The following is a 19,689-nucleotide window of genomic DNA, read 5'->3' on the forward strand; positions in this document are numbered from 1 at the left end:
TTGAGCCACATCAAGGCGCAGCACCCCATGGAAGCCTACCGCGCATCGAGATGCGGGAAACGCCTGGGCGGGCAGGCGTGACGGGTGGAGACGCTTGCATGCGGGAGGATCTGGAGACGCTCTATGGGGAGGAGCGGCTGCCCCGCTACACGAGCTACCCGACCAGCCCCCATTTCACTCCCGCAGCCGGCGCCGGAACCTATTCCGGCTGGTTATGCACGCTCCCGCCGCTCGCGACGGCCTCGATCTACCTGCACGTCCCGTTCTGCCGCGCGATGTGCTGGTATTGCGGCTGCCATACCAGCATCACTCGCCACGACGGTCCGATAGCCGACTACGTCGCGCTTCTCCGGAGGGAGATCGACTTGGTCGCCGCGCATCTCGAACACGTGCCGCTGGTGCGGCATGTCCATTTCGGGGGCGGCACACCGACCGTCATGAGCCCGAAGGCGTTCGTCGGCCTCGTCGCGGCCCTGCGCGCCCGCTTTCCCTTCGACCCGGAGGCCGAGATCGCCGTCGAGATCGACCCGCGAACCTTGACCCCTGAAATGACGGACGCGCTCGGTCGCGCCGGCGTGCGCCGCGCGAGCCTCGGCGTCCAGAGCTTCGACCCCGTGGTCCAGGACGCGATCCGCCGTCGGCAGGGCCTCGACGTGACCGCTTCGGCCGTTGCCGGCCTCAGGGCTGCGGGAATCCGGGGGATCAACCTCGACCTGATCTACGGCCTCCCGCATCAGACGGTGGCCTCTTGCGTGGATACGGTGCGGCAGTGCCTGGAGCTGCGTCCCGACCGCCTTGCGGTCTTTGGCTACGCCCACGTGCCCGCCTTCAAGAAGCACCAGCGCCACATCGACGAGGCTACGCTGCCGGACGGGCGCGCGCGCCGCGCCCAGGCGGAGGCCGTCGCGGGGACCCTCGTCGAGGCCGGATACCGGCGGATCGGCCTCGACCACTATGCCCTGCCGGACGACTCATTGGAGATCGGCGAAGTGGAAGGCCGCCTACGACGGAATTTCCAGGGCTATACGACGGACTCCTGCGACACGCTGATCGGGTTGGGCGCCTCGGCCATCGGACGGCTCCCGCAGGGCTACGTCCAGAACGCGACGGGGCTGCGCGCCTATGCGGAGCGTATCGGCCGGGGTGAGCTCGCTACGATGAGGGGGTACGCCTTGACGCCGGAGGACCGGTTGCGGGCGCACCTGATCGAGCGGATCATGTGCGACTTCGCCGTCGATGTCGGGCGGGTGTGCCGCGCCCACGGTCGCGACCCGGAGGCGTTCCTCGCGACTCTGACGCGGCTCCCGGCGCTTACGGCCCACGGCCTCGTGCGACGGAACGGCGACCTCTTGGCGATCCCAGCGGACGCCAGGACCTTCGTGCGAAACGTCGCCGCGGCCTTCGACGCGCACCTCGGCACCTCCGTTGCCGTGCACAGCCGCGCCGCTTGACGGATACCGGACGCGGCGGACCGGCGTGCGATCCGGTCCTCAGGCGAGTTGGGGACAGGGCGACCGGCCCTGGTATCGGGCCGCGCGCTCCGCCGCGACCGGCCCGCGCGAAACGCGGGAGAACCACCAAGCGGCGGCAATCCCGAGCCGAACTGATGGACTTCGGACGGGTTGATTGAAGCCGCAACGCTTCATGGGGAGCGCCGTATGTCCAAGAGCCGTCCATCGCTCGAGCGTCTGGAGACTTACGACAAGAAGGACAACCTCACGATCATCACGGAGACCCCTAAAGGTAGCCGCAGCAAATACGCGTATGATCCCGACAGCGGCACGTTCGAACTCAAGTTCGTTCTTCCGGAGGATATGACCTTTCCGGTCGATTTCGGCTTCGTGCCCTCAACCCTCGGAGCCGACGGAGACCCGCTCGACGCCATCGTGTTGCTTGACGAGACGTTGTCGGCCGGCACGAAGGTGAGGTCTCGCCTCATCGGTGCAATCGAGGCTGAGGAACGAGAGGAGGATGGCGAGTGGGAGCGCAACGACCGTCTCCTCGCCGTGCCGGCGCAGGGGCACGCATTCGAGACAGTGAAGGACTTGCGCGATCTCGACCCGCGGCTGCTCAGCGAGATCGAGAACTTCTTCGAGCGCTACAACAAATTGCATGGCAAGGTGTTTCGCGTCGCCGCGCGGGTCGACGCGAAGGCGGCCGCCAAGCTCGTGAAGAAGGGCATGGCCGCGTACGAGAACGACTGAAGCCAGTCGGCAGCTTGTACCCGAAGCCCTGCCGCCGACCTGGCCCCTGCTCTCCGCGCGGTTTTCTGTCCCTCGCCGGACTTCCGAAACGAAGCGGCAGACGCAGTTCAAAGAGGGTCGCCGCCGGTCAGAGCCGTAAGCTGACGAGCGGTCATGACGCGCAGGGAATGCCCATCTCTGCGCGCTCTCCGACACCGAAGCGGGCGCGAGGATGTTGGTAACCGCTTCAGGCGGTCGCGCGGACCTCCTGGCAGCGGGTCGGCTCGGTCGCGAAATGCTGCGGCGTGAAATGGTCCTGCCGGAGCGCATTTTCGACTTCCTCAAGGCTCCAACCCTTGAGTTCGGAGCGGTAGCGCCAGGCGAACAGGAAGGCGAGCGCGTTCAGGTCCGCATAGACCCACATCGCGCCGCCCGCGCCGAGATGGTGCATCAGCGTTAGGGCGGTCCCTGTGCACCGTGAGGGCCTTCGCGGCGCGCGAGCGGCTCGGCGACGGCTTCCGCATCGAGGCGGCGGCTCAGCGGCGCAACTGGCTGTACCCTCGAGAAGGCGCGCCTTATCCACGATGTTGCGGTCTGGGTACTCGCCGCCGTCATCCTGTGCTGGACGCTGCGTCTCTGGAGCCTGGGAGCGGCCAGCGCCAGGAGCGTCGTGCTCGTGGCGAGCCTGGCTCCGAATCCTGCACTCCTCGCGGGACATGGCGCTCTCCCTGGTTGATGCCGCCCAGCATTTCGGCTTCATCGACGAGACGCTCGCGGGCATCGCCAGGCCCGTCCACGGTGCGGGACGCCCCCGGCGCGACGTCACTCGCCGCGCGGATCGGTCGAGCTGATCAACGTCACCTTCGCGTACGGGCCGGGCCGGCCGGCCCTTGCAGATGTCACGCTGACCATCCCCGCCGGGCAGAAGGTCGGCAGCGTCGGACCGTCCGGGGCCGGCACGTCGACCCTCGTGCATCTCCTCCAGAGACTCCACGACGTCGACGTCGGCGAGATCCGGGTCGACGGGCAGTCGATCACGGCCGTGCGGCAGGACTCGCTCCGGGATGCCCTAGCAGTGGTGCCGCAGGAGATCGGACTCCTGCACCGATCGGTGATCGATAATATCTGCTTTGAGCGCTCCGAGGCGGCCGACGAGGCTGCCTTCACCGCGGCGCGGGCGGCGGCCTGCGGCGGCTTCGTGCGCGGGCTGCCGGACGGCTACCACACGATCGTGGCGAGCGCGGGACTCGATTCTCGGGAGCGCAGCGCAAGCGCATCGGTATCGCTCGGGCGTTGCTGTAGCGGGCGCCGATTCGCCTTCTCGAGGAGGCGACCTCGGCCCTCGATACTGAGACCGAGATGGCGATCCGCGCCGCCGTGGTGCAGATGATGCGCGACCACACGGTCATCGCCGCGGACCACCGCCCCTCGACGCTGACGGCCTTCGATCGGATTTTGGTCATCAACCAGGGTCGGATCGTCGAAGACGTATCCATTCGAGCATTGCGCCAGGCGGACGGCCTGTTCGAGCAGATGTGGCAGCCTCAGGCTGAAGGCCTGGAAGACACGCTGGAGAAGGATGTCACCTGAGCGCCGAACTGCCGCGTGCGGGATTTCAGATCAGCATTTACGACCCGTGAGCGCGCCGCGACTTCGTAGGGCGTCGTGCTATGCGGCCCGATGGCGGCCTGCCGAGACCTTGGGTGCGGGAGACGCAATCGCCGACTGCTGTGCCACCTCGCGGAGCGCGGCCACCATCGCGTCGGTTTGAGTGTCGAGCGTCGAGGGTTTCCGATCAATCCGCGTAGCGCGCCACGCGATAAGACAGCAGGCGAGGATGGCGGACGCGCTTGCAACCAGAGGTGTGATGATCAGTGCGGCCAGCGCGCTGACGGGAACAAGGATTACGGCTGCCAAGAGACCGCCGACAAGTGCTGCCGCTATCAAGACGATCATCGGAGCCTCGCCCGATCTGCGCGGCGAAGCCCACCAGCTGCCCGCTGACCAACCGCTAGTCCGAATTCCTTAACGAATGGTTAACGATCAGCTTTCGCCGCCGAAAAGGCATTAGCTTTTGACGGTAAAGCAGTCTTGAATCGAGCTATCCGAACTTGACTGGACGTGGCGCCTTCCTGAGCGATGGTCAGGAGCGCATTTTCACCTTGGGCAAGGATGCTGGTGGCACGTCTGGTTTGCGATAGGGCGCGGCGCGGTCTGGGCGCGGCCGTATCGGGCGGTTGGCGCGGATCCCGCAGGGACGGTGCAGGCGATCGACGTCGGGGACCCGGTGTCGGGTCAGGGCCATTCCGACAGTTCCGGGCTGCGGTCCTTTATGAGGGCTAACGGATTTGACCAGAAAGCTGCGGTTCCATGCCTGTGCGTCGTGCGGAGTTGCTCCACGACCGGAGCATCAAACACCGCTTGCCGAATTCGGGGACCGTAAAGCGCATAGTATAACGGCACCGTTCTTGGTATAAAATGTTCGCTTGTCCGGCTCGGAGCTGGGGTGTTAACCCTTCCTGCATCGGGAACGGGAAGAGGATCTCAGATGGCCTCCGAGGATCGCGCGGCTGCGCGCTTGCGCGAGATTGCGGCGATCGTGGGATGTTCCATCGAAGCATTTTATCTGCCTCGGAACAATGATCATGAGGCTGCCATGACCGTCGAGCTCTTTCGCTTGTGGAACGGCCTCACAGAGCCGCACGCACGTCAGCGGGTCCTCGACAGGGTGCGGCTGGAGGTCGGTCGCCAGGATACGGTCAGGAAGGCGGCGGGGTAACTGAGGCCGTCCTTTCGGCAGCACGGATCGCTTGGCGGCGCAGGTCCTGACCACGCTTTCGTCGCATGCGCGCGGTCTCGGCGAAGCCAGTGCGCATGTGCGTCCTGCCGTCAGCAACCGCACCTAAGCTGGGGGCGGCCGGGCGACTCCACAGGTAAGGCGGCGGACGCGCATCCATCCGGAATAGCGCCTCAGGTCGGAAGGTATCTTCCCCGGCGCTCTTGCTTCGTCTGCACAAACCCGTTCGCTGTCAGGACGCCCGCGCAATCCAGCCCAGAACCGTCGCACACCGCTCGGCTTGGTCGCGGGTCAACCCGGATACGACGGCCGCGCCGTTGTGATAGACTGCGAAATTGCCGTCGTCCGTCGCACGGATCTTGATCGAGGCCATCACTCGGCTCCCAGGGTGAGAGCCTGGAGCTGGGTCAGGCCGGATGCCGTGATCTGCCAGATCGCGAGCGCATCATCGGGCATGTCGTCGCGTCCGATCCGCTCGAGATGCCCGGTGCTCTCAAGAGCGGTGAGTCGGCTGTGATCGCTGGGCCAGGAGTCGTCGGGCTTTCTCCGGACCGAGATCCGGAAGTCCCGGGCCTCGGCTGCTTTATTGAGAAGGCGGCGCTCGTGATTAACCAGCATTGGCGCTCCTGGATGGTGCGGATCGGGACGCATTACTTACGTACAGGCTCTCCCATATGGTTAAGCTTTGCAACCCCGTTGCCCGGATGGCCGCTAATTGTCCCCGTCCGTTAGCGATGCTCCGGACTGGCCGCGTCGGGCGGATGCCGCTCCTCCGCCGGCCTGCAGCCGGACTGGGTGCAATAGCTGGGCGCGAAATGAGGCAGGCTTGCAAAGCCGGTAGCCGAAGCGGTTGCGCTGCTCGCCAAGGGACTCCGGCGTAGCAGACGTCACGTCTGCGCGAGTCGGTTCACCCGAGACTGCCTTAAGCAGCCAGGACGCCGCTTTTTCCGGAAGAGGTAGGCGAGAGCGCGTCTGCTGGCGGCGGTCGACGCATCAAGGCCCCGTAGGTACGGCGGTGCCTCGGCGGCGCGCTCCATCGCGTCGATGACGACGTGTGGGCTGGGCGATGAATGCATCGACGCGACGCCGGGAGCCGCGCCGTGGCTCGCTCGCCCTATCAGGAGATCAGTGCGTTAACGCCCTGGAAGAGCTGAATTTACCCGCCCTTAACCCTCACTTTGCGACCCTCCCGGCGGCGGGAGGGCTCAGGCATGCTCGATCAGTACGGTGTGAGGGCAGGTCGGTCCGGACAAGACGGCGCGGCCGGCCGCTTTCTCGCGAAGGCGCGCGACCACCGGGCGGCCGGGCGCCACGATCGCGCCTGCGACAGCCTGAGCCGCGTTCTCAGCGCAGAACCGAACCACCCTGAGGCGCATTACGAACTGGGCCAACTCCTGGCTGCCACCGCGCCCGCGAAAGCCGTCACGCACTTCGTCACGGCTCTCAGGGGCGCGCCCGAGAAGCCGGCACACTGGATCGCGCTGGCCTCCGCCCTGCTGGCCGCCGAGCGGCTGACTGACGCGCGCGCGATCCTCGAGCGCTTCAAGGCGCAGAGCTTCGGCCCCGAAGCGCGGGCCCTTACGCAGGCCTTCATCGACCGCACCTTCACGGCGGCACAGGGCCGCTACGACATGGGCAGGTTCAAGGACGCGGAGGCGCTCCTCGACCTGATCATCCTGCTTGACGATCAGCATGCTCACGCCACCTACCTGGCCGGTGCGATCGCCTCCCGGACGAACCGGCCCGAACTCGCCTTCGACCTGATCAGCATCGCGATCTACCGCGAGCCGAAGAACCCGCTGTTCTTCAGCGGCCTGAGCACCGTGCTCACCAACCGTGGGGATCATGACGGCGCCATCTCGGCCCTGGAAAAGGCGCTCGAGATCGATCCGGACCTCCCGATGGCGCACGCCAATATCGCCGGAGTCTACCAGCGCCGGTTCAGATACGGCGACGCGCTGCGGCACGCCGAGCGGGCGATCGCGCTCGAGCCGGCCAATGCCGGCGCTCATAGCAACCGCGGCAGTGCCCTGCTGGCCCTCGGGCGTCTGGGCGAGGCGGTGGCCGCTTATGACCAAGCCCTCGCGCTTGACCCGTCGAAGTTGTTCGTCGCCTCGAACCGCCTGTTCGCCAAACTCTACGCCGCCGACGTCCCACCCGAGGAATATGCTGCCGACGCACTCGCCTACGGCCGCCGGTTCGCGGATCCACTCCTGCGCAATCGGCCGTTCGCCAATGATCGGGATCCCGATCGCCCCCTGCGCGTGGGCTTCGTATCGGGGGATTTCTGCAACCACGCTTTAGTCCGATTCTTCGAACCGTACTTACGGGCCGTCGATCGGGAGCGCTTCACGGTGCTCGCCTACATGACGCATGCGAGCGAGGACAGCGTGTCCGAGCGGCTGCGCCCCTTGTTCGACGGCTGGCACAACATCGCATCCTATGACGACGACGAAGCGGCGGACCTGATCGAGCGCGACGCCGTTGACATCCTTGTCGACCTGTCGGGACACAGCGCCGGCAACCGCCTGCTGATGTTGGCCCGTAAGCCTGCCCCAGTCCAGGTGACCTGGATCGGGCATCCCGGCACCACCGGTCTCACCGCCATCGACTACCGTCTCACAGATCCGATCACCGATCCGCCGGGGCGCGCCGAGCCCCTGCATGCGGAGCGGCTCTGGCGTCTTCCGAGGGTCTCGGCGACGTACATGAGCATCGATGACCTGCCCCCGGTCCGGGTACGGGCGCCCTTCGAGGACGCAGGTTACGTAACCTTCGGGTGCTTCAACCGCCTGACCAAGGTCTCCGATGCCGTGCTTGAGACCTGGGCACGAATCTTGACCGCCGTCCCAAATGCGCGGCTGTTCATGGTGGTCGGCGATATCACCAACCCGGAGGTTCGCGCGGCCGTCGAGCAACGCCTGGCTGGCCGCGGCATGCCGCTCGACCGGGTGATCTTCCAGCCGCGCGTCAATTCCGGCTACCATGAGCTCTACCACCGCGTAGACATAGCCCTGGACCCGTACCCGTATAACGGCGGCACGACGAGCTACGACACCTTGTCGATGGGAGTCCCGTTCGTGACCCTGCAGGGCGGCCACGCGGCGGCGCGCACGGGCGTTTCGGTGCTCACTGCCGTCGGCCTTCCGGAGCTGATCGCCGACAGCCAGGACGCCTACGTGACAATCGCGCGGGATCTCGCCTGTGATCGCGACCGCCTGCGGGCAATCCGGGAGGGGCTGAGGGAACGGCTGCACGCCAGCTCGCTCATGGATCACGCCAGCCTAGCCGCGGATGTCGGCGATGCGTTTCGGGCGATGTGGCGAGGTTGGATCCTTGAGGGCCAGGGCTGAGGTTCGCCGCACGGCGGCCATGGAGCGGTTTTTGGATCGGCCTGTAAGCGCGTCGGCGTGATTCGATGGCGCTGCGCCCGCCGCGAGCGCGGTAGGCGGCGCAGTCTGAATATTCAGGACGACCGGCGCACCGAACGTTGATGCCAGGCATGCAGCCTTCGGCGATGCCTCTTGCGGTCGAAGAACCGAACCCTCTCGGTCGACTAGCGGATCACGCCCGGATCGGTCGGGCCTGCTTCCTGAATACCGCCTGTTAACGATCCTTGACGGAAACAATTTCTGGGCAATCGAATTAAGAACCCGGCAAGTCGTTGAGGGGTACATCGCGAGGGCCGCCAATAAGACGGCTTCGCGATCAAAAGGATCGACCCGATGACCTCCAGCGTTACCCTTACCGCCGCCACTCGCCAGAACCTGCTCTCGCTGCAGGATACGGCGCAGCTGACTGCGACCACGCAGAACCGCCTCGCCACTGGCCTGAAGGTCTCCTCGGCCCTCGACAACCCGGTGAGCTTCTTCACCTCCCAGTCGCTCAGCCAGCGGTCCGGCGATCTCGGGAACCTGCTCGACGGCATCTCCAACGGCGTCCAGGCGATCCAGGCGGCCAACCAGGGCATCACCTCGATCCAGAAGCTCGTCGATCAGGCCAAGTCCGTCGCCAACCAAGCGCTGTCTACCCAGATCACCACCACCGGCACCGCTTCGACCGATTTCACGGCATCCGCGACCACGGTGAACCTCTCCGTGAATGGAGAGGCGACCAGTGTCGCGCTCACTGCAACCGATACAATCGACGACGTTGTCAAAAATCTCAATAAAGCAGTCGGCGCCGGTAGCTTCACGAAGAGCACCGACGGCAAGAAGATTGTCATGAACGCCCAGGCCGACGTCGAGTTTGCGACTGGGGCTGACCAAACGGCGCTCGGCTTCGCCGCCGGTACGGACGGTTCTGGTCCTACCTACGGGTCGAGCACCCTGTCCACCATGGCCAGCCAGAGTTCGGACCTGACCGTCTCGGGCGTGTCGGCCCGCGCCACGCTGGCAACGCAGTACAACAGCCTGCTGACCCAGATCGATCAGCTCGCTCAGGACTCGAGCTTCAACGGCACGAACCTGATCGCCGGCAAGGGCACGAACAACAACCTGACGATCAACTTCAACCCGAAGGGCAACTCGAACCTCACCGTCACTGCGACGGACGAGACCTCAAACGGTCTCGGTCTGTCGGCGATCACCGACAAGTCAACGAGCAGCTCGAAGACTGGTCAGGGCAACTTCCTGCTCAACGCCGACATCAACTCGACGTTGGGCAAGCTGACGACCGCGTCGAGCCAGCTGCGCACCGATGCGTCGACCTTCGGTTCGAACCTCTCGGTGGTGCAGAACCGTCAGGATTTCAGCAAGAACCTGATCAACATCCTGGACACCGGTTCGTCCAACCTTACGGCGGCCGATCTCAACCAGGAGGCGGCCAACTCGCAGGCCCTGTCGACCCGGCAGTCGCTGGGCATCTCGGCCCTGTCGCTGGCCAACCAGGCCCAGCAGGGCATCCTGCAGCTGCTCCGCTAAGGGTCAGCATCTTCGGAAATGGAGACGGCCGGGGCATCGCCCCGGCCGTCTTCTTTTTGGCCTTCAGGCTTCCGGCCCGGCGCCGCTCAGCTGCGACGCGTCGGCGACGCGGTCGCGCGCCGGAGCGCTTCGGCGAGGGGGCCGGTCGGCGCCGCGTCCGAGGGTGAACCGGACCGGCTTCGGCGGGCTTCGGGCGGAATATCCCGCGGGCGCCGCTCCGGCGCAGCCGGCTCGATCGGGTCGTCGAGCCGCATCGACAGCGCGATCCGTTTGCGCGGGACATCGACGCTGAGCACCAGCACCCGCACCACCTCGCCGATCCGCACCACCTCGGCCGGCGACGCGATGCGCCGACGCGCCATGGCCGAGATGTGGACCAGCCCGTCCTGATGCACCCCGATATCCACGAAGGCGCCGAAGGCGGCCACGTTGGTGACGACGCCTTCCAGCTGCATGCCGGGCCGCAGGTCACCGATCGTCTCCACACCCTCCTGGAAGCTCGCCGTCCTGAACGCGGGGCGCGGGTCACGCCCGGGCTTCTCCAGCTCGGCGATGATGTCGCGCACGGTTGGCACACCGAAGCGCGCATCGACGAAGGTCTCCGGCGTCAATCGCCCCAACGCCGCCGTGTTGCCGAGCAGCACCCGGATATCGCTCTTCGTCGCCTGCAGGATGCGGCGCACCACCGGATAGGCTTCCGGGTGGACGCCGGATGCGTCCAGCGGATCGTCGCCCCCCTGGATCCGCAGGAAGCCCGCCGCCAGCTCGAAAGTCTTCGGGCCGAGCCCAGGCACGGCCTTGAGCGCCGAACGCGTGCGGAACGGGCCGTTCGCATCCCGATGCGTGACGATCCGGGTCGCCAGAGATCCGCCGAGGCCGGAGACCTGCGCCAGCAGGGCAGGGGAGGCGGTGTTCACGTCCACTCCGACCGCGTTCACGGCGTCTTCCACCACCGCCGAGAGCGACCGCGACAGCTTCGCTTCACTCACGTCGTGCTGGTACTGGCCGACGCCGATCGACTTCGGGTCGATCTTCACCAGTTCGGCGAGGGGATCCTGGAGGCGACGCGCGATCGACGCGGCACCGCGATGAGAGACATCGAGGTCGGGCAGCTCGCGTGCGGCGATCTCCGAGGCCGAGTAGACGGAGGCCCCGGCCTCCGAGACGGTGACCTTCGCGAGTTTCAGATCAGGGTTCGCGGCGACGATCTCGGCGGCGAGTCGCTCGGTCTCGCGGGAGGCCGTGCCGTTGCCGATCGCGATCAGTTCGACGCCATGCAGGCGGCAGAGCCGCCCGAGCGTCGTGACGGCCTCTCGCCACCGGCGCTGCGGCTCATGCGGATAGGTCGTCTCCACCGCAACGATCCGCCCGGTGCGATCCGCCACCGCGACCTTCACGCCGTTCCGGTATCCCGGATCGAGCCCCATCGTGGCACGCCCGCCCGCGGGAGCGGCCAGCAGCAGATCCTTCAGGTTTCCGGCGAAGACCTTCACGGCCTCGTCCTCCGCGCGCTCGAACAGCCGCGTGCGTAGATCCTGCTTGATCCCGGTCCGGATCTTCGTGCGCCAGGCGGTGCGCACGGTATCGAGGAGCCACGCATCGCCCGGACGGCCTTTCGCGGCGATGCCGAACCGGCGGCAGATCGCGATCTCGAAGGGGCCTGGGGCGCCGGGCTGTGATTCTTCCCCTTCGGCCGCGAAGGCGACGTCGAGCACCTCCTCGCGCTCGCCGCGGAAGATCGCCAGGATCCGGTGCGAGGGCATCCGTTCGAGCCGCTCGCTCCAGGCGAAATAATCCGCGAACTTCGCGCCCTCGCTCGCCTTACCCTTGCGCACCTGCGAGACGAGCTGGCCGCCGCGCCAGTAATCCGCGCGCAGGCGGCCGACGAGATCGGCATCCTCGGCAAAATGTTCGATCAGGATCGCCCGTGCTCCCTCCAGGGCCGCCTCCGCATCCGCCACGCCCCGCTCGGTCGAAACGAATGCCGCGGCGGCGCTCGAAGGGCTGAGTTCGGGTCGCGTCAACAGAGTCCGAGCCAGCGGTTCGAGCCCGGCTTCCCGGGCGGTCTGGGCTTTCGATCGCCGCTTGGGTCGAAAGGGCAGATAGAGGTCTTCGAGGCGTGCCTTAGTGTCGGCGGCACCGAGGGCCGCTGCCAGCGCCGGCGTCATCTTCCCCTGGGCTTCGATGCTCTCGACGATGGCGGCGCGCCGGTCGTTGAGGTCGCGCAGGTATGACAGCCGCTCCTCGAGCCTGCGCAGCTGCGTGTCGTCGAGCGCGCCGGTGTTCTCCTTCCGGTAGCGTGCGATGAACGGAACGGTGGCCCCACCATCGAGGAGCGACACCGCGGCGGCGACTTGCGCCTCCTGGACACCGAGCTCTTCGGCGATGAGCGCGTTCACGGCTTTCATGGACTCTCCGGCAGGTGAGGCGTAGCGGCGGGCGGGTAAGAGCCTGCCTGAGCCGTCAAGCCGCCGGAAACAAGGCGTCGCCGTTGGCCCATGGGGCAGGTCGCGCGCCGGGGCGCCGCATCTGGATCTTGGGGAAAAGAGGCCTTCGCCGATGCCGCTTTGAGCTTCGCTGGAGGGGGCCAAATCCCCCCTCCTCGGGCATCGAAGGCGGTGGGAACAAGATCAGCCGAAATTGTCCTGGGCGGTGACCGGCGGATCGAAGATATCCGCTCGGATTTCATCGTCGGGGCGTCGTCTTGACGAGCATCCGACGATGTCATCGGGATGTCACGGGTCCATGCACGACTGCATGCTGCATGGCCCGGAAAGGCAGGCGCCCCGTGCAGTTCGAGATACGCGAGAGCAGCCGATCACTCTGGTCGTGGATTCTTGTCAACGAGAGTGCGGAAGCAATCCTCGAATCGCGCCGCAGCTTTCCGTCGCGGGCACAGGCGACGGCGGCTGCGCTGGCCTTCTCGCAATTGGTGGCGCGGGCAGGGCGCAGCCTCGCGGGCGGTCCGCGCCAAGTTGGATTCCTGTAGCGAACCAAGCCCGGCACAGACAGCGGTGCAGCGCCTTTCAGGCCCGCTGGCGAAGCAGGCCCATCAAGCTCCAGCAGGCGATCACGCAGCCGACGCCCATTGCCCCGAGGCAGCTGATGGTTCGGATCGGCTCGCCGCGGGCCAGTACGATGGCGACCGCGAGGGGCGGGAGCAGCAACGCGAGCAACAAGGTCATGGCCAACTCCGATCGAGGTTGGCCGAATCTAGGTTCCGAATGGTTAATCGCTTCTGACGGATCCCTTTGCATCGCGCAGCGGCGCCGGATGACCGCCTCAATGCGGGCCGGGTCCCGTTCTCTCCCACCACAAGCATCGACGGAAGCTGGCCGCACGGTTCCTGCGTCTCTGGATCCGCGATCCACCGGAGACCCGCGATCAATCGAGGCGGACCAGCCGGTCGACGAGCGCCCGGTCGTGCAGCAGCGCCATCCGCTCGCGCGACGAGAGCCAGGCCTGGGCCTCGGCGACGGTCTCGGCCTCGCAGATCTTGGCGGTGGCGAGCGTCTGGTCCGGATCGATGACGCCGCGCGGTCTCGGTCGCCCGGTGGGCAGCATCCGGGCATGGGCCTGCGCGAGTTCGGGATCAGCGTGGATTGCCGTCAGCGCATCGGTCTCATCCAAGCCCCGGTCGGCGTTGCGGGCGGCCAGAGCGCCCGCGCGGACCGCGATCTCGGGGGGCGCGGCCTCCTCCGGTGTGGCGAGCAGGCCACGGCGCTTGAGCGCCAGACCGAGACCGAGCTGGCCGCTCGCCCAGGAGATCGGGATCGCCAGAACCAAGCCCAGGATGGTGGGGCTCATCCAGAGGAACAGCGAGGTCGCGATCGCGAAGGCCGCGATCCCCGCGACGAGCCCGAGCGCCGTGTGCCACCGATGCCGGCGGACGATGTCGCGGAGCGGGATCGAGCCGTCGTCCCGCCGCTGCGGGTTCCAGCCCGTGTCGCGTCCGAGCAGGATGCCCATGACCGACCCAGACTGGATCACCATCGCCACCGGCGCCACGAGGGCCGACAGCAGGATCTCCACCAGACTCGACAGGACGAGCCGCCCGGCACCCCCACAGGCGCGTCGGACCGGCCCGTCAAGAAGGGCCAGGATCAGGCCCAGGAACTTGGGGGCTAGGAGGACGGCCATGGTCAGCCCGAAGAGTTGGAGGGCGCGGACCGGGTCGAAGCGCGGGAAGACTGGCGAGAAGCCGGCGCCGCCGAAATAGTCCGGCCGCTCCGTGGCGGTCTGCAGCACCAGCAGGATGCCGACCACCAGCTGGAGGAGCCAGAGCGGAGAGGCGAGGTAACCCGCGATCCCGGTGGCGAAGTGCTGGCGCGTGGCCGGATGCAGCCCGGCCGCGCCGATGATCCGCGCGTGCTGCAGGTTGCCCTGTGCCCAGCGCCGGTCGCGGACCGCGACATCGATGAGCGAGGGAGGGCTCTCTTCGTAGGAGCCCGGCAGGCGATGGAGCATGTAGACTGCCCAGCCGGCCCGGCGGATCAGCGCCGCTTCGACGAAATCGTGGGACAGGATGTGCCCCCCGAAGGGCGGCTTTCCCGGCAGGTCCGGCAGGCCGCAGGATTGCGCGAAGGCGCGGGTCCGAATGATGGCGTTGTGACCCCAGTAGTTACCGTCCCGGCCCGACCATGCGGCGAGGCCAGCGGCGATCACTGGCCCGTAGATCCGGGCGGCGAATTGCTGGAGCCGGGCAAACAGCGTGTTCCGGTTGATGATCAGCGGCAGCGTCTGGATGATGCCGGCATCGGGATCGGCTTCCATGGCGGCGGCAAGCGCCACCACCGCGGGCCCGCTCATCAGGCTGTCGGCATCGAGAACGAGCATATGGTCGTAATGCCCACCCCAGCGGGTGACGAAATCGCCGATGTTGCCGGCCTTGCGGTGATGGTTCTTCGGCCGATGGCGATAATAGAGGCGGGCCCCCGGGCCGAGACGGCCGCGCAGGTCGAGGAAGGCGCGCTCCTCGGCGATCCAGGCGTCAGCTTGCGTCGAATCCGAGAGCACGAACCAGTCGAAATGCCCGCCGAGGCCGGTGGCCTCCACGGCCTCGCGCATGGCCTCGACGCCCGCGAAGGTGCGGGCGGTCGCCTCGTTGTAGACCGGCATCAGCACGGCAGTGCGGGTCGAAAGGGTCGCCGGAATCGCTGTCGGTGGCGAGCGACGCAGCAGAACGGCGAAGCCGAGCACCGCGCTGGTGAAGGCCAGCGCGATCCACGAGAAGGTCAGGCAGAACAGGACGACAAGGACGGTCTGAAGGGCGGTCGGGCTGCCCGAGACCGACACAGTCTTCACCATCTGCCAACCGCCATAGGCGGTCAGCGCCAGCGCGCCGCCGAAGACGAGGAGACGCGCGAGCCAAGGACCCCGTACAGGATGCGAGGGCCAATGGGCGGATCCCCGCTCCCAGCGCGCCAGATCCTGAACCGGCATCGCAAGCGGAGCTTCGGGCGGCATGCCGCAGTCGGCGACGGGCGGGGCCGGGCGGGGATCCACCTGCGGCGTGGCAGGGGAGGTCTCGGGTCGGGTGATCGTCTCGTCCAGGCGCACGGCGCAGGCTGATCCTCGGGGTTGGAGGGCAGGCGGGATTACGGCGTCCAGCGGAACAGCCAGGTTTCACTGGCCCGGGCTTGACCCCTTCGGAGTGCCAAGCGGAGCTCGCTCGCGCGCTCGCTGCCCGGATCAAGTTCGAACAGGATCCGCAGGGTCTTGCGCTCGGGATACCGGAAGCGATCCTGCCGGGTAATGGTTCCTGCCGAAGCACTGAGGTCGACGTCGATCTCTCCGGGCTGAAACAGCGCCTCGCCCTGGAAATCGACGGCGAAGAGGCGGCGATTGCCAGTGCTGCCATGGCCGCAGCGGCTGTCGCGCACGCGCGCGATCTCAGGCGGCAGCGGATCGGGCCAGCCTTTCGACCAGTGCTGGCGACAGAGGAAGCGCATCTCCTTGCCCTTGGCGAGCTTCGCCTTCGGGCGCCAATAGGCGAACACGTTCTCGTTCAGCTCGGAATCGCTCGGGATCTCGAGCAGCGTCACCGCACCCTCGCTCCAATCGTCCTGCGGCTCCAGCCACAGCGACGGGCGCTGCTCCCAGTGCCGCTTGTCGTCCTCGAAATCGTCGTAGGTGCGCGCGCGCTGCATCAGGCCGAAGCCCTTCGGGCCCCGGTCTACGAAGGCCGAGACCTGCAGCGCCTCGGGATTGTGCACGGGGCGCCAGATCGGCTCGCCGTAGCCGTTGCGGATCGCAAGGCCCTCCACCGAGAAGGCGGCGGAACGCAGGTCGTCCACGCGCTGCCGGTCCAGCGGTCCGAACAGGTAGCTGCCCTGCATGCCGCCCATTCCGATGTGGTCGAGCTCGGCCCGGGCGAAAACAGTGCCGTCGATCCCGGCCGTGGAGGCCTCTTGGCCAGGCATCAGGGTCAGGCGGAAGGCTGCCGTAGCCGACTCGGACTCGACCAGGGCATGAACCACGATCGGCTGCCCCGGCGCGGGTGTCTCGACGAACAGGGCCCGGAACAGCGGAAATTCCTCGCCGCGGGAATCGGCCGGCCGGAGGGCGAGCGCCCGTGCGTTGATGCCGAAATCCTGCCCCTGCGCCACGAGGCGGAAGAACGAGGCGCCCTGAAACAGCGCGAAGTTCGTCGGCTCAGTCCCGTCGGCGAAGCGGGCGCGCAGACGGAAGCCCGAGAAGGCTGCGTCGGCCTCGAAGTCCGGAAGCTCGACCCCCGCGGCCACGAAGGCTGTTTTGTCGTAGGAGACCGGTTGCACAAGCCCGTTCTCCACCAGGTACAGCGACACCGGCGTATCGAAGATCGAGCCGCGCAGCAGCGGCTCCAACTCGTAGCCGATGTCCCGCCCGGCCCAGATCGCCCGGCCCTCGGCAGGACGGATCACCTCGTACGCCTCCCGGGGCAAATTTTTCAGGGCCGCCGGCACATCGCTGGTCTTCGGAGCGACATAGGGGGCGGCGGCCCGGGCCCGGGCAAGATCGGCGAGCGTGTCCGCCCCGAATGCGTCGCCTGGAGCCGGGAGAGCCGGCACCTTGCCCGGCTCGGCCGCTTGCGGGGCTGCCGGTAGCCATCCCGCGGCAGCACCCAGCGCCCCGGCCAGGACGGCACGGCGGGTCGGGGCAGCGGGGAATGCGGCGTCGGTCGTCATGCAGGGGTTCGTCTCACATGTCGGGGGGCGCCTGTATACGGACAGCCCGGCTGAACCCGGGGTTAAGCGGCGGGCCGAACCTTCAGTGTCTTTGTTGACTTAACGCGAGCCGGCTCTCTAATTCGACCGACTGCATCGAAGCGGGGGAGGCAGCATGGGATCGTTGCGAGTGACGGGCCACGGCGTAGATCTCGGAGAGAGTCTGCGCAGCCGCGTCGAGGAGCGGATGTCGGCGATCCAGGCCAAATACCTCGACTCGCACATGAACGGTTCCTGCTCCGGCCATGTCACGCTTCGGCGGGACGGAACAGCTTTCCGAACGGATTGCGTGCTGCATCTCGTGTCGGGCCTCACCATCGAGGCGAACGGCTTCTCGCACGATGCGCGGTCGAGCTTCGAGCAGACCGCGGAGCGGCTGGAGACGCGTCTGCGCCGCTACAAGCACCGGCTGAAGCAGCACGCGACGGGTCCCGGCGACGACGCGGCGATCGAGGCCGCCTACGCGGTCTTCGCTCCCCCGGACGAGGACGACGACGATGCGGTCGCCGGCGACGCCCATCCACCGATCGTCGCCGAGAGCACCAAGACCCTCCAGCGCCGGACCATCGGCGAGGCCGTCACCGCTCTCGACATGACAGGATCCCCAGTCGTCGTCTTCGTCCATGCTGGCACCGGCCGCGTCAACGTCGTATATCGGCGCAGCGACGGCGCAATCGGCTGGGTGGACCCGCCGAACGCCGTCGAGTGACGCTGCGGGTCGGGAGGAACGGAGCCGGAACCGGCTTGTTTCCCGGCCGATTGACAGGCAGGGGCGTGACCAGACCGGTCATCGACGCCCCTGCGGCGAGGCCCGCTTCCTCGTGGACGGGCGACGGGGCAACGGTCGTTCGATGCCAGTTCTGGAATTTCTCGACCCCGAGTCGGTCGTGCCGTCCCTGCGCGCGAGAGCCAAGAAGCAGGTGCTTCAGGACCTCGCCGCACATGCGGCGCGGCGCCTGCCGGCGCTCGGTGAGCGGCCCGTCTTCGACACGCTGCTCCAGCGGGAGCGGCTCGGGTCGACGGGTATCGGTGAGGGCGTGGCGATCCCGCACGGGAAACTGCCAGGCCTCGACAGGCTGTTCGGGCTGTTCGCCCGGTTCGACCGGCCGGTGGATTTCGAGGCGCTCGACGGTCAGCCCGTGGATATCGCCTTCCTGCTTCTCGCGCCCGAAGGGGCTGGGGCCGACCACCTGAAGGCCCTCGCACAGGTCGCCCGCATTCTGCGGGAGCCCGGCATGCTGGCCCATATTCGCGCGGCCCGGGATGCGGGCGCGCTCTATGCCCTCCTGACTCGCTCGACGGCGCCGCAGGCCGCCTGATGCCGATGGTTCGACTTGCCGCCTCTCTCGCACTCGCCGTTGGCGTGGCCGGGGCTGCCCGGGCGCAAGGCGAGACCACCTGTGCCCGCGATGTGCTGGTGGCGCAGTCCATGCAGCGGCAGGCCCTCGACCAGCTGGAGCAGGCGGACGGCGACGACGCCAAGAATTGCCGGGTCTGGCGCCGCCATGTGGAGACCATGCGCCGGGTCGCGAGCGTCTACGGACGCTGCCTCTCGGGTTCCGAGCGCAGCGAGCGCCTCGCCCAGGTCCAGGATTCCGACCGCGAATTCTCGGCGGCCATCAAGGCGCGCTGCCGGGGACTGTAGGACTCCTCAGTCGACCCCGCGCAGCATCAGCGGCTCTGCCACCATCTTCACCGGCTTGCCGCGGCTGATCAGGATCGCCGCCCGGGAGCGCTCCGGATCTGCCTCGAAGCGGGTGCGCACCCAACTCGCCAGGAACTTTACGTACTCGGAGGCCAGGAGCTTCGCGGCGGGTGGATTCTGCCACCACCGGCCAGCGTCGAAGGATTCGGTGACCACCGGGTGTGGTAGGACGCGGTCGCTGTCTTGGAGAGCGTGGTCCAGCTCGATCAGGGTCCGCGGCATGTGGTAGTTCGAGGTGACCACCGCGACGGTGCTGAACCGATGCGCCCGCATCCAGCGACGGGTCTCGATGGCGTTGCCGATCGTGTTGCGCGCCCGATAATCGAGGTCGACGCAGCAGGCGATCAGCGCGCGCTGGGTCGGGTTCAGTCGGGCGATCTCGTCGCGGCTGGTGCGCTCGTTGACGCCGGTGATGAGCAGGCGCCGACCGTAGCCACCGGCCAGGAGGTCAATCGCGTCGCCGATCCGCTGCGCGCCGCCCGTGAGGGCGACGATCCCGTCCGCTCGATCGGTGGGAGCCCGCTCATGACGGGCCAGGGTGCTGACGAAGACGAGGAACCCGGCAAACAGGGCAAGGGTGCTGAGACAAGCGCCGAGGCCGCAGGTCCAGAGCGCGATCCGGCCCCGGCTGCTCGGGTTCGGCATCGCTTCGGTACGGCGGGGGAGAGCCCACTCGTGCCAAGCCCAGCCGAGAACGTCGGGCGGGTACGGATCCGATGCGCGCAGCATACGCGTGCTCATCCTCCGGAGGATCGGCGCCGAATGCGGCGGCCCAGAGGCAGCGCGATCGGCCGCTTCCACACCGCAAGGATAAAGTTTCCAGATCGTAAACGACCTGCCAAGAGTCACTATTTCCTCAACTTCACAAATCACACGT

The 19,689-nt window shown here is 67.4% G+C and carries 21 protein-coding genes; 12 read left to right on the top strand and 9 right to left on the bottom strand.

Annotated elements, in window-relative coordinates:
• Positions 1-98 precede the first annotated feature (98 nt).
• Both hemN and ACYCO6_RS04905 read left to right on the top strand, forming a co-directional pair.
• A complete protein-coding gene (gene hemN / locus ACYCO6_RS04900; RefSeq protein WP_459769842.1) occupies positions 99-1,451 on the top strand; it encodes an oxygen-independent coproporphyrinogen III oxidase in 1,353 nt (450 codons plus the stop codon).
• Positions 1,452-1,622: 171 nt separating this feature from the next.
• Positions 1,623-2,204, top strand: coding sequence for an inorganic diphosphatase (locus ACYCO6_RS04905; RefSeq protein ID WP_459769845.1), 582 nt, complete (start codon positions 1,623-1,625; stop codon positions 2,202-2,204).
• A gap of 226 nt (positions 2,205-2,430) precedes the next feature.
• Here the strand turns inward: ACYCO6_RS04905 and ACYCO6_RS04910 are convergent, their stop codons facing one another.
• Positions 2,431-2,634 carry a hypothetical protein gene (locus tag ACYCO6_RS04910; protein WP_459769847.1) on the bottom strand — a complete coding sequence of 68 codons (204 nt, stop codon included), beginning with the start codon at positions 2,632-2,634 and terminating at the stop codon, positions 2,431-2,433.
• Positions 2,635-2,899: 265 nt separating this feature from the next.
• On the opposite strand from ACYCO6_RS04910, the gene ACYCO6_RS04915 reads away from it, so the two are divergent.
• Genes ACYCO6_RS04915 through ACYCO6_RS04925 form a run of 3 tightly spaced genes read left to right on the top strand, consistent with a single transcriptional unit; the run spans position 2,900 to position 3,773 of the window.
• A complete protein-coding gene (locus ACYCO6_RS04915; RefSeq protein ID WP_459769849.1) occupies positions 2,900-3,034 on the top strand; it encodes a hypothetical protein in 135 nt (44 codons plus the stop codon).
• A gap of 59 nt (positions 3,035-3,093) precedes the next feature.
• Positions 3,094-3,573 carry an ATP-binding cassette domain-containing protein gene (locus ACYCO6_RS04920; protein WP_459773432.1) on the top strand — a complete coding sequence of 160 codons (480 nt, stop codon included), beginning with the start codon at positions 3,094-3,096 and terminating at the stop codon, positions 3,571-3,573.
• On the top strand, positions 3,543-3,773 hold the full coding sequence (locus ACYCO6_RS04925; protein WP_459769851.1) for a hypothetical protein: 231 nt from the start codon (positions 3,543-3,545) through the stop codon (positions 3,771-3,773). The genes ACYCO6_RS04920 and ACYCO6_RS04925 overlap by 31 nt, the downstream gene beginning before the upstream one ends.
• 78 nt (positions 3,774-3,851) lie before the next feature.
• On the opposite strand, the gene ACYCO6_RS04930 is transcribed toward ACYCO6_RS04925, so the two are convergent.
• Complete coding sequence (locus ACYCO6_RS04930) at positions 3,852-4,139, bottom strand: hypothetical protein (RefSeq protein WP_459769853.1); 288 nt, start codon at positions 4,137-4,139, stop codon at positions 3,852-3,854.
• A gap of 592 nt (positions 4,140-4,731) precedes the next feature.
• On the opposite strand from ACYCO6_RS04930, the gene ACYCO6_RS04935 reads away from it, so the two are divergent.
• Entirely contained in the window at positions 4,732-4,962 is a 231-nt protein-coding gene (locus ACYCO6_RS04935) for a hypothetical protein (protein ID WP_459769856.1), read from the top strand.
• Between the two features lie 250 nt (positions 4,963-5,212).
• Here ACYCO6_RS04935 and ACYCO6_RS04940 read toward each other — a convergent pair whose 3' ends face one another.
• Positions 5,213-5,353 carry a hypothetical protein gene (locus tag ACYCO6_RS04940; RefSeq protein ID WP_459769858.1) on the bottom strand — a complete coding sequence of 47 codons (141 nt, stop codon included), beginning with the start codon at positions 5,351-5,353 and terminating at the stop codon, positions 5,213-5,215.
• Positions 5,353-5,598 carry a hypothetical protein gene (locus ACYCO6_RS04945; RefSeq protein WP_459769859.1) on the bottom strand — a complete coding sequence of 82 codons (246 nt, stop codon included), beginning with the start codon at positions 5,596-5,598 and terminating at the stop codon, positions 5,353-5,355. Before ACYCO6_RS04945 ends, ACYCO6_RS04940 begins: the two co-directional genes overlap by 1 nt.
• A gap of 593 nt (positions 5,599-6,191) precedes the next feature.
• Between ACYCO6_RS04945 and ACYCO6_RS04950 the strand changes: the two genes are divergently transcribed.
• The gene (locus ACYCO6_RS04950) at positions 6,192-8,333 is read left to right on the top strand and encodes a tetratricopeptide repeat protein (protein ID WP_459769861.1); all 2,142 of its coding nucleotides are present in this window, start codon (positions 6,192-6,194) and stop codon (positions 8,331-8,333) included.
• 372 nt (positions 8,334-8,705) lie between these two features.
• Positions 8,706-9,902 carry a flagellin N-terminal helical domain-containing protein gene (locus tag ACYCO6_RS04955; protein ID WP_459769863.1) on the top strand — a complete coding sequence of 399 codons (1,197 nt, stop codon included), beginning with the start codon at positions 8,706-8,708 and terminating at the stop codon, positions 9,900-9,902.
• Positions 9,903-9,988: 86 nt separating this feature from the next.
• Here the strand turns inward: ACYCO6_RS04955 and ACYCO6_RS04960 are convergent, their stop codons facing one another.
• Positions 9,989-12,310 (bottom strand): Tex family protein, encoded by a 2,322-nt coding sequence (locus ACYCO6_RS04960; protein ID WP_459769865.1) that lies wholly within the window; start codon positions 12,308-12,310, stop codon positions 9,989-9,991.
• A 380-nt stretch (positions 12,311-12,690) separates the two neighbouring features.
• Here ACYCO6_RS04960 and ACYCO6_RS04965 point away from each other — a divergent pair, with 380 nt between their 5' ends.
• Entirely contained in the window at positions 12,691-12,891 is a 201-nt protein-coding gene (locus ACYCO6_RS04965; protein WP_459773434.1) for a hypothetical protein, read from the top strand.
• Between the two features lie 37 nt (positions 12,892-12,928).
• Here ACYCO6_RS04965 and ACYCO6_RS04970 read toward each other — a convergent pair whose 3' ends face one another.
• The 3 genes from ACYCO6_RS04970 to ACYCO6_RS04980 form a co-directional block, all read right to left on the bottom strand.
• Positions 12,929-13,087, bottom strand: a complete 159-nt coding sequence (locus tag ACYCO6_RS04970) for a hypothetical protein (RefSeq protein ID WP_459769867.1) — start codon at positions 13,085-13,087, stop codon at positions 12,929-12,931.
• A gap of 199 nt (positions 13,088-13,286) precedes the next feature.
• A complete protein-coding gene (mdoH, locus tag ACYCO6_RS04975; protein ID WP_459773435.1) occupies positions 13,287-15,368 on the bottom strand; it encodes a glucans biosynthesis glucosyltransferase MdoH in 2,082 nt (693 codons plus the stop codon).
• Positions 15,369-15,499: 131 nt separating this feature from the next.
• Positions 15,500-17,068: a glucan biosynthesis protein D gene (locus tag ACYCO6_RS04980; RefSeq protein WP_459769869.1), complete on the bottom strand. Its 1,569-nt coding sequence runs from the start codon at positions 17,066-17,068 to the stop codon at positions 15,500-15,502.
• A 154-nt stretch (positions 17,069-17,222) separates the two neighbouring features.
• On the opposite strand from ACYCO6_RS04980, the gene ACYCO6_RS04985 reads away from it, so the two are divergent.
• The 3 genes from ACYCO6_RS04985 to ACYCO6_RS04995 all read left to right on the top strand — a co-directional run bounded on the left by ACYCO6_RS04985 (position 17,223) and on the right by ACYCO6_RS04995 (position 18,752).
• Positions 17,223-17,816: a ribosome hibernation promotion factor gene (locus tag ACYCO6_RS04985; protein ID WP_459769871.1), complete on the top strand. Its 594-nt coding sequence runs from the start codon at positions 17,223-17,225 to the stop codon at positions 17,814-17,816.
• A gap of 142 nt (positions 17,817-17,958) precedes the next feature.
• Entirely contained in the window at positions 17,959-18,426 is a 468-nt protein-coding gene (ptsN, locus tag ACYCO6_RS04990) for a PTS IIA-like nitrogen regulatory protein PtsN (RefSeq protein WP_459769872.1), read from the top strand.
• Positions 18,426-18,752 (top strand): hypothetical protein, encoded by a 327-nt coding sequence (locus tag ACYCO6_RS04995; protein WP_459769874.1) that lies wholly within the window; start codon positions 18,426-18,428, stop codon positions 18,750-18,752. The genes ptsN and ACYCO6_RS04995 overlap by 1 nt, the downstream gene beginning before the upstream one ends.
• Positions 18,753-18,758: 6 nt before the next feature.
• Here the strand turns inward: ACYCO6_RS04995 and ACYCO6_RS05000 are convergent, their stop codons facing one another.
• Positions 18,759-19,541, bottom strand: coding sequence for a YdcF family protein (locus tag ACYCO6_RS05000; RefSeq protein ID WP_459773437.1), 783 nt, complete (start codon positions 19,539-19,541; stop codon positions 18,759-18,761).
• Positions 19,542-19,689: the final 148 nt, after the last annotated feature.

Source organism: Methylobacterium sp. CM6257 (assembly GCF_054611515.1).

Excerpts from the sequence above, each read along its gene's own strand:
- hemN (WP_459769842.1), top strand. The coding sequence starts at position 99 with ATGCGGGAGGATCTGGAGACGCTCTATGGGGAGGAGCGGCTGCCCCGC.
- ACYCO6_RS04910 (WP_459769847.1), bottom strand. The coding sequence starts at position 2,634 with ATGCACCATCTCGGCGCGGGCGGCGCGATGTGGGTCTATGCGGACCTG.
- ACYCO6_RS04915 (WP_459769849.1), top strand. The coding sequence starts at position 2,900 with ATGGCGCTCTCCCTGGTTGATGCCGCCCAGCATTTCGGCTTCATCGAC.
- ACYCO6_RS04925 (WP_459769851.1), top strand. The coding sequence starts at position 3,543 with ATGGCGATCCGCGCCGCCGTGGTGCAGATGATGCGCGACCACACGGTC.
- ACYCO6_RS04930 (WP_459769853.1), bottom strand. The coding sequence starts at position 4,139 with ATGATCGTCTTGATAGCGGCAGCACTTGTCGGCGGTCTCTTGGCAGCC.
- ACYCO6_RS04935 (WP_459769856.1), top strand. The coding sequence starts at position 4,732 with ATGGCCTCCGAGGATCGCGCGGCTGCGCGCTTGCGCGAGATTGCGGCG.
- ACYCO6_RS04940 (WP_459769858.1), bottom strand. The coding sequence starts at position 5,353 with ATGGCCTCGATCAAGATCCGTGCGACGGACGACGGCAATTTCGCAGTC.
- ACYCO6_RS04945 (WP_459769859.1), bottom strand. The coding sequence starts at position 5,598 with ATGCTGGTTAATCACGAGCGCCGCCTTCTCAATAAAGCAGCCGAGGCC.
- ACYCO6_RS04950 (WP_459769861.1), top strand. The coding sequence starts at position 6,192 with ATGCTCGATCAGTACGGTGTGAGGGCAGGTCGGTCCGGACAAGACGGC.
- ACYCO6_RS04955 (WP_459769863.1), top strand. The coding sequence starts at position 8,706 with ATGACCTCCAGCGTTACCCTTACCGCCGCCACTCGCCAGAACCTGCTC.
- ACYCO6_RS04960 (WP_459769865.1), bottom strand. The coding sequence starts at position 12,310 with ATGAAAGCCGTGAACGCGCTCATCGCCGAAGAGCTCGGTGTCCAGGAG.
- ACYCO6_RS04970 (WP_459769867.1), bottom strand. The coding sequence starts at position 13,087 with ATGACCTTGTTGCTCGCGTTGCTGCTCCCGCCCCTCGCGGTCGCCATC.
- mdoH (WP_459773435.1), bottom strand. The coding sequence starts at position 15,368 with ATGCCGCCCGAAGCTCCGCTTGCGATGCCGGTTCAGGATCTGGCGCGC.
- ACYCO6_RS04980 (WP_459769869.1), bottom strand. The coding sequence starts at position 17,068 with ATGACGACCGACGCCGCATTCCCCGCTGCCCCGACCCGCCGTGCCGTC.
- ACYCO6_RS04985 (WP_459769871.1), top strand. The coding sequence starts at position 17,223 with ATGGGATCGTTGCGAGTGACGGGCCACGGCGTAGATCTCGGAGAGAGT.
- ptsN (WP_459769872.1), top strand. The coding sequence starts at position 17,959 with ATGCCAGTTCTGGAATTTCTCGACCCCGAGTCGGTCGTGCCGTCCCTG.
- ACYCO6_RS04995 (WP_459769874.1), top strand. The coding sequence starts at position 18,426 with ATGCCGATGGTTCGACTTGCCGCCTCTCTCGCACTCGCCGTTGGCGTG.
- ACYCO6_RS05000 (WP_459773437.1), bottom strand. The coding sequence starts at position 19,541 with ATGCTGCGCGCATCGGATCCGTACCCGCCCGACGTTCTCGGCTGGGCT.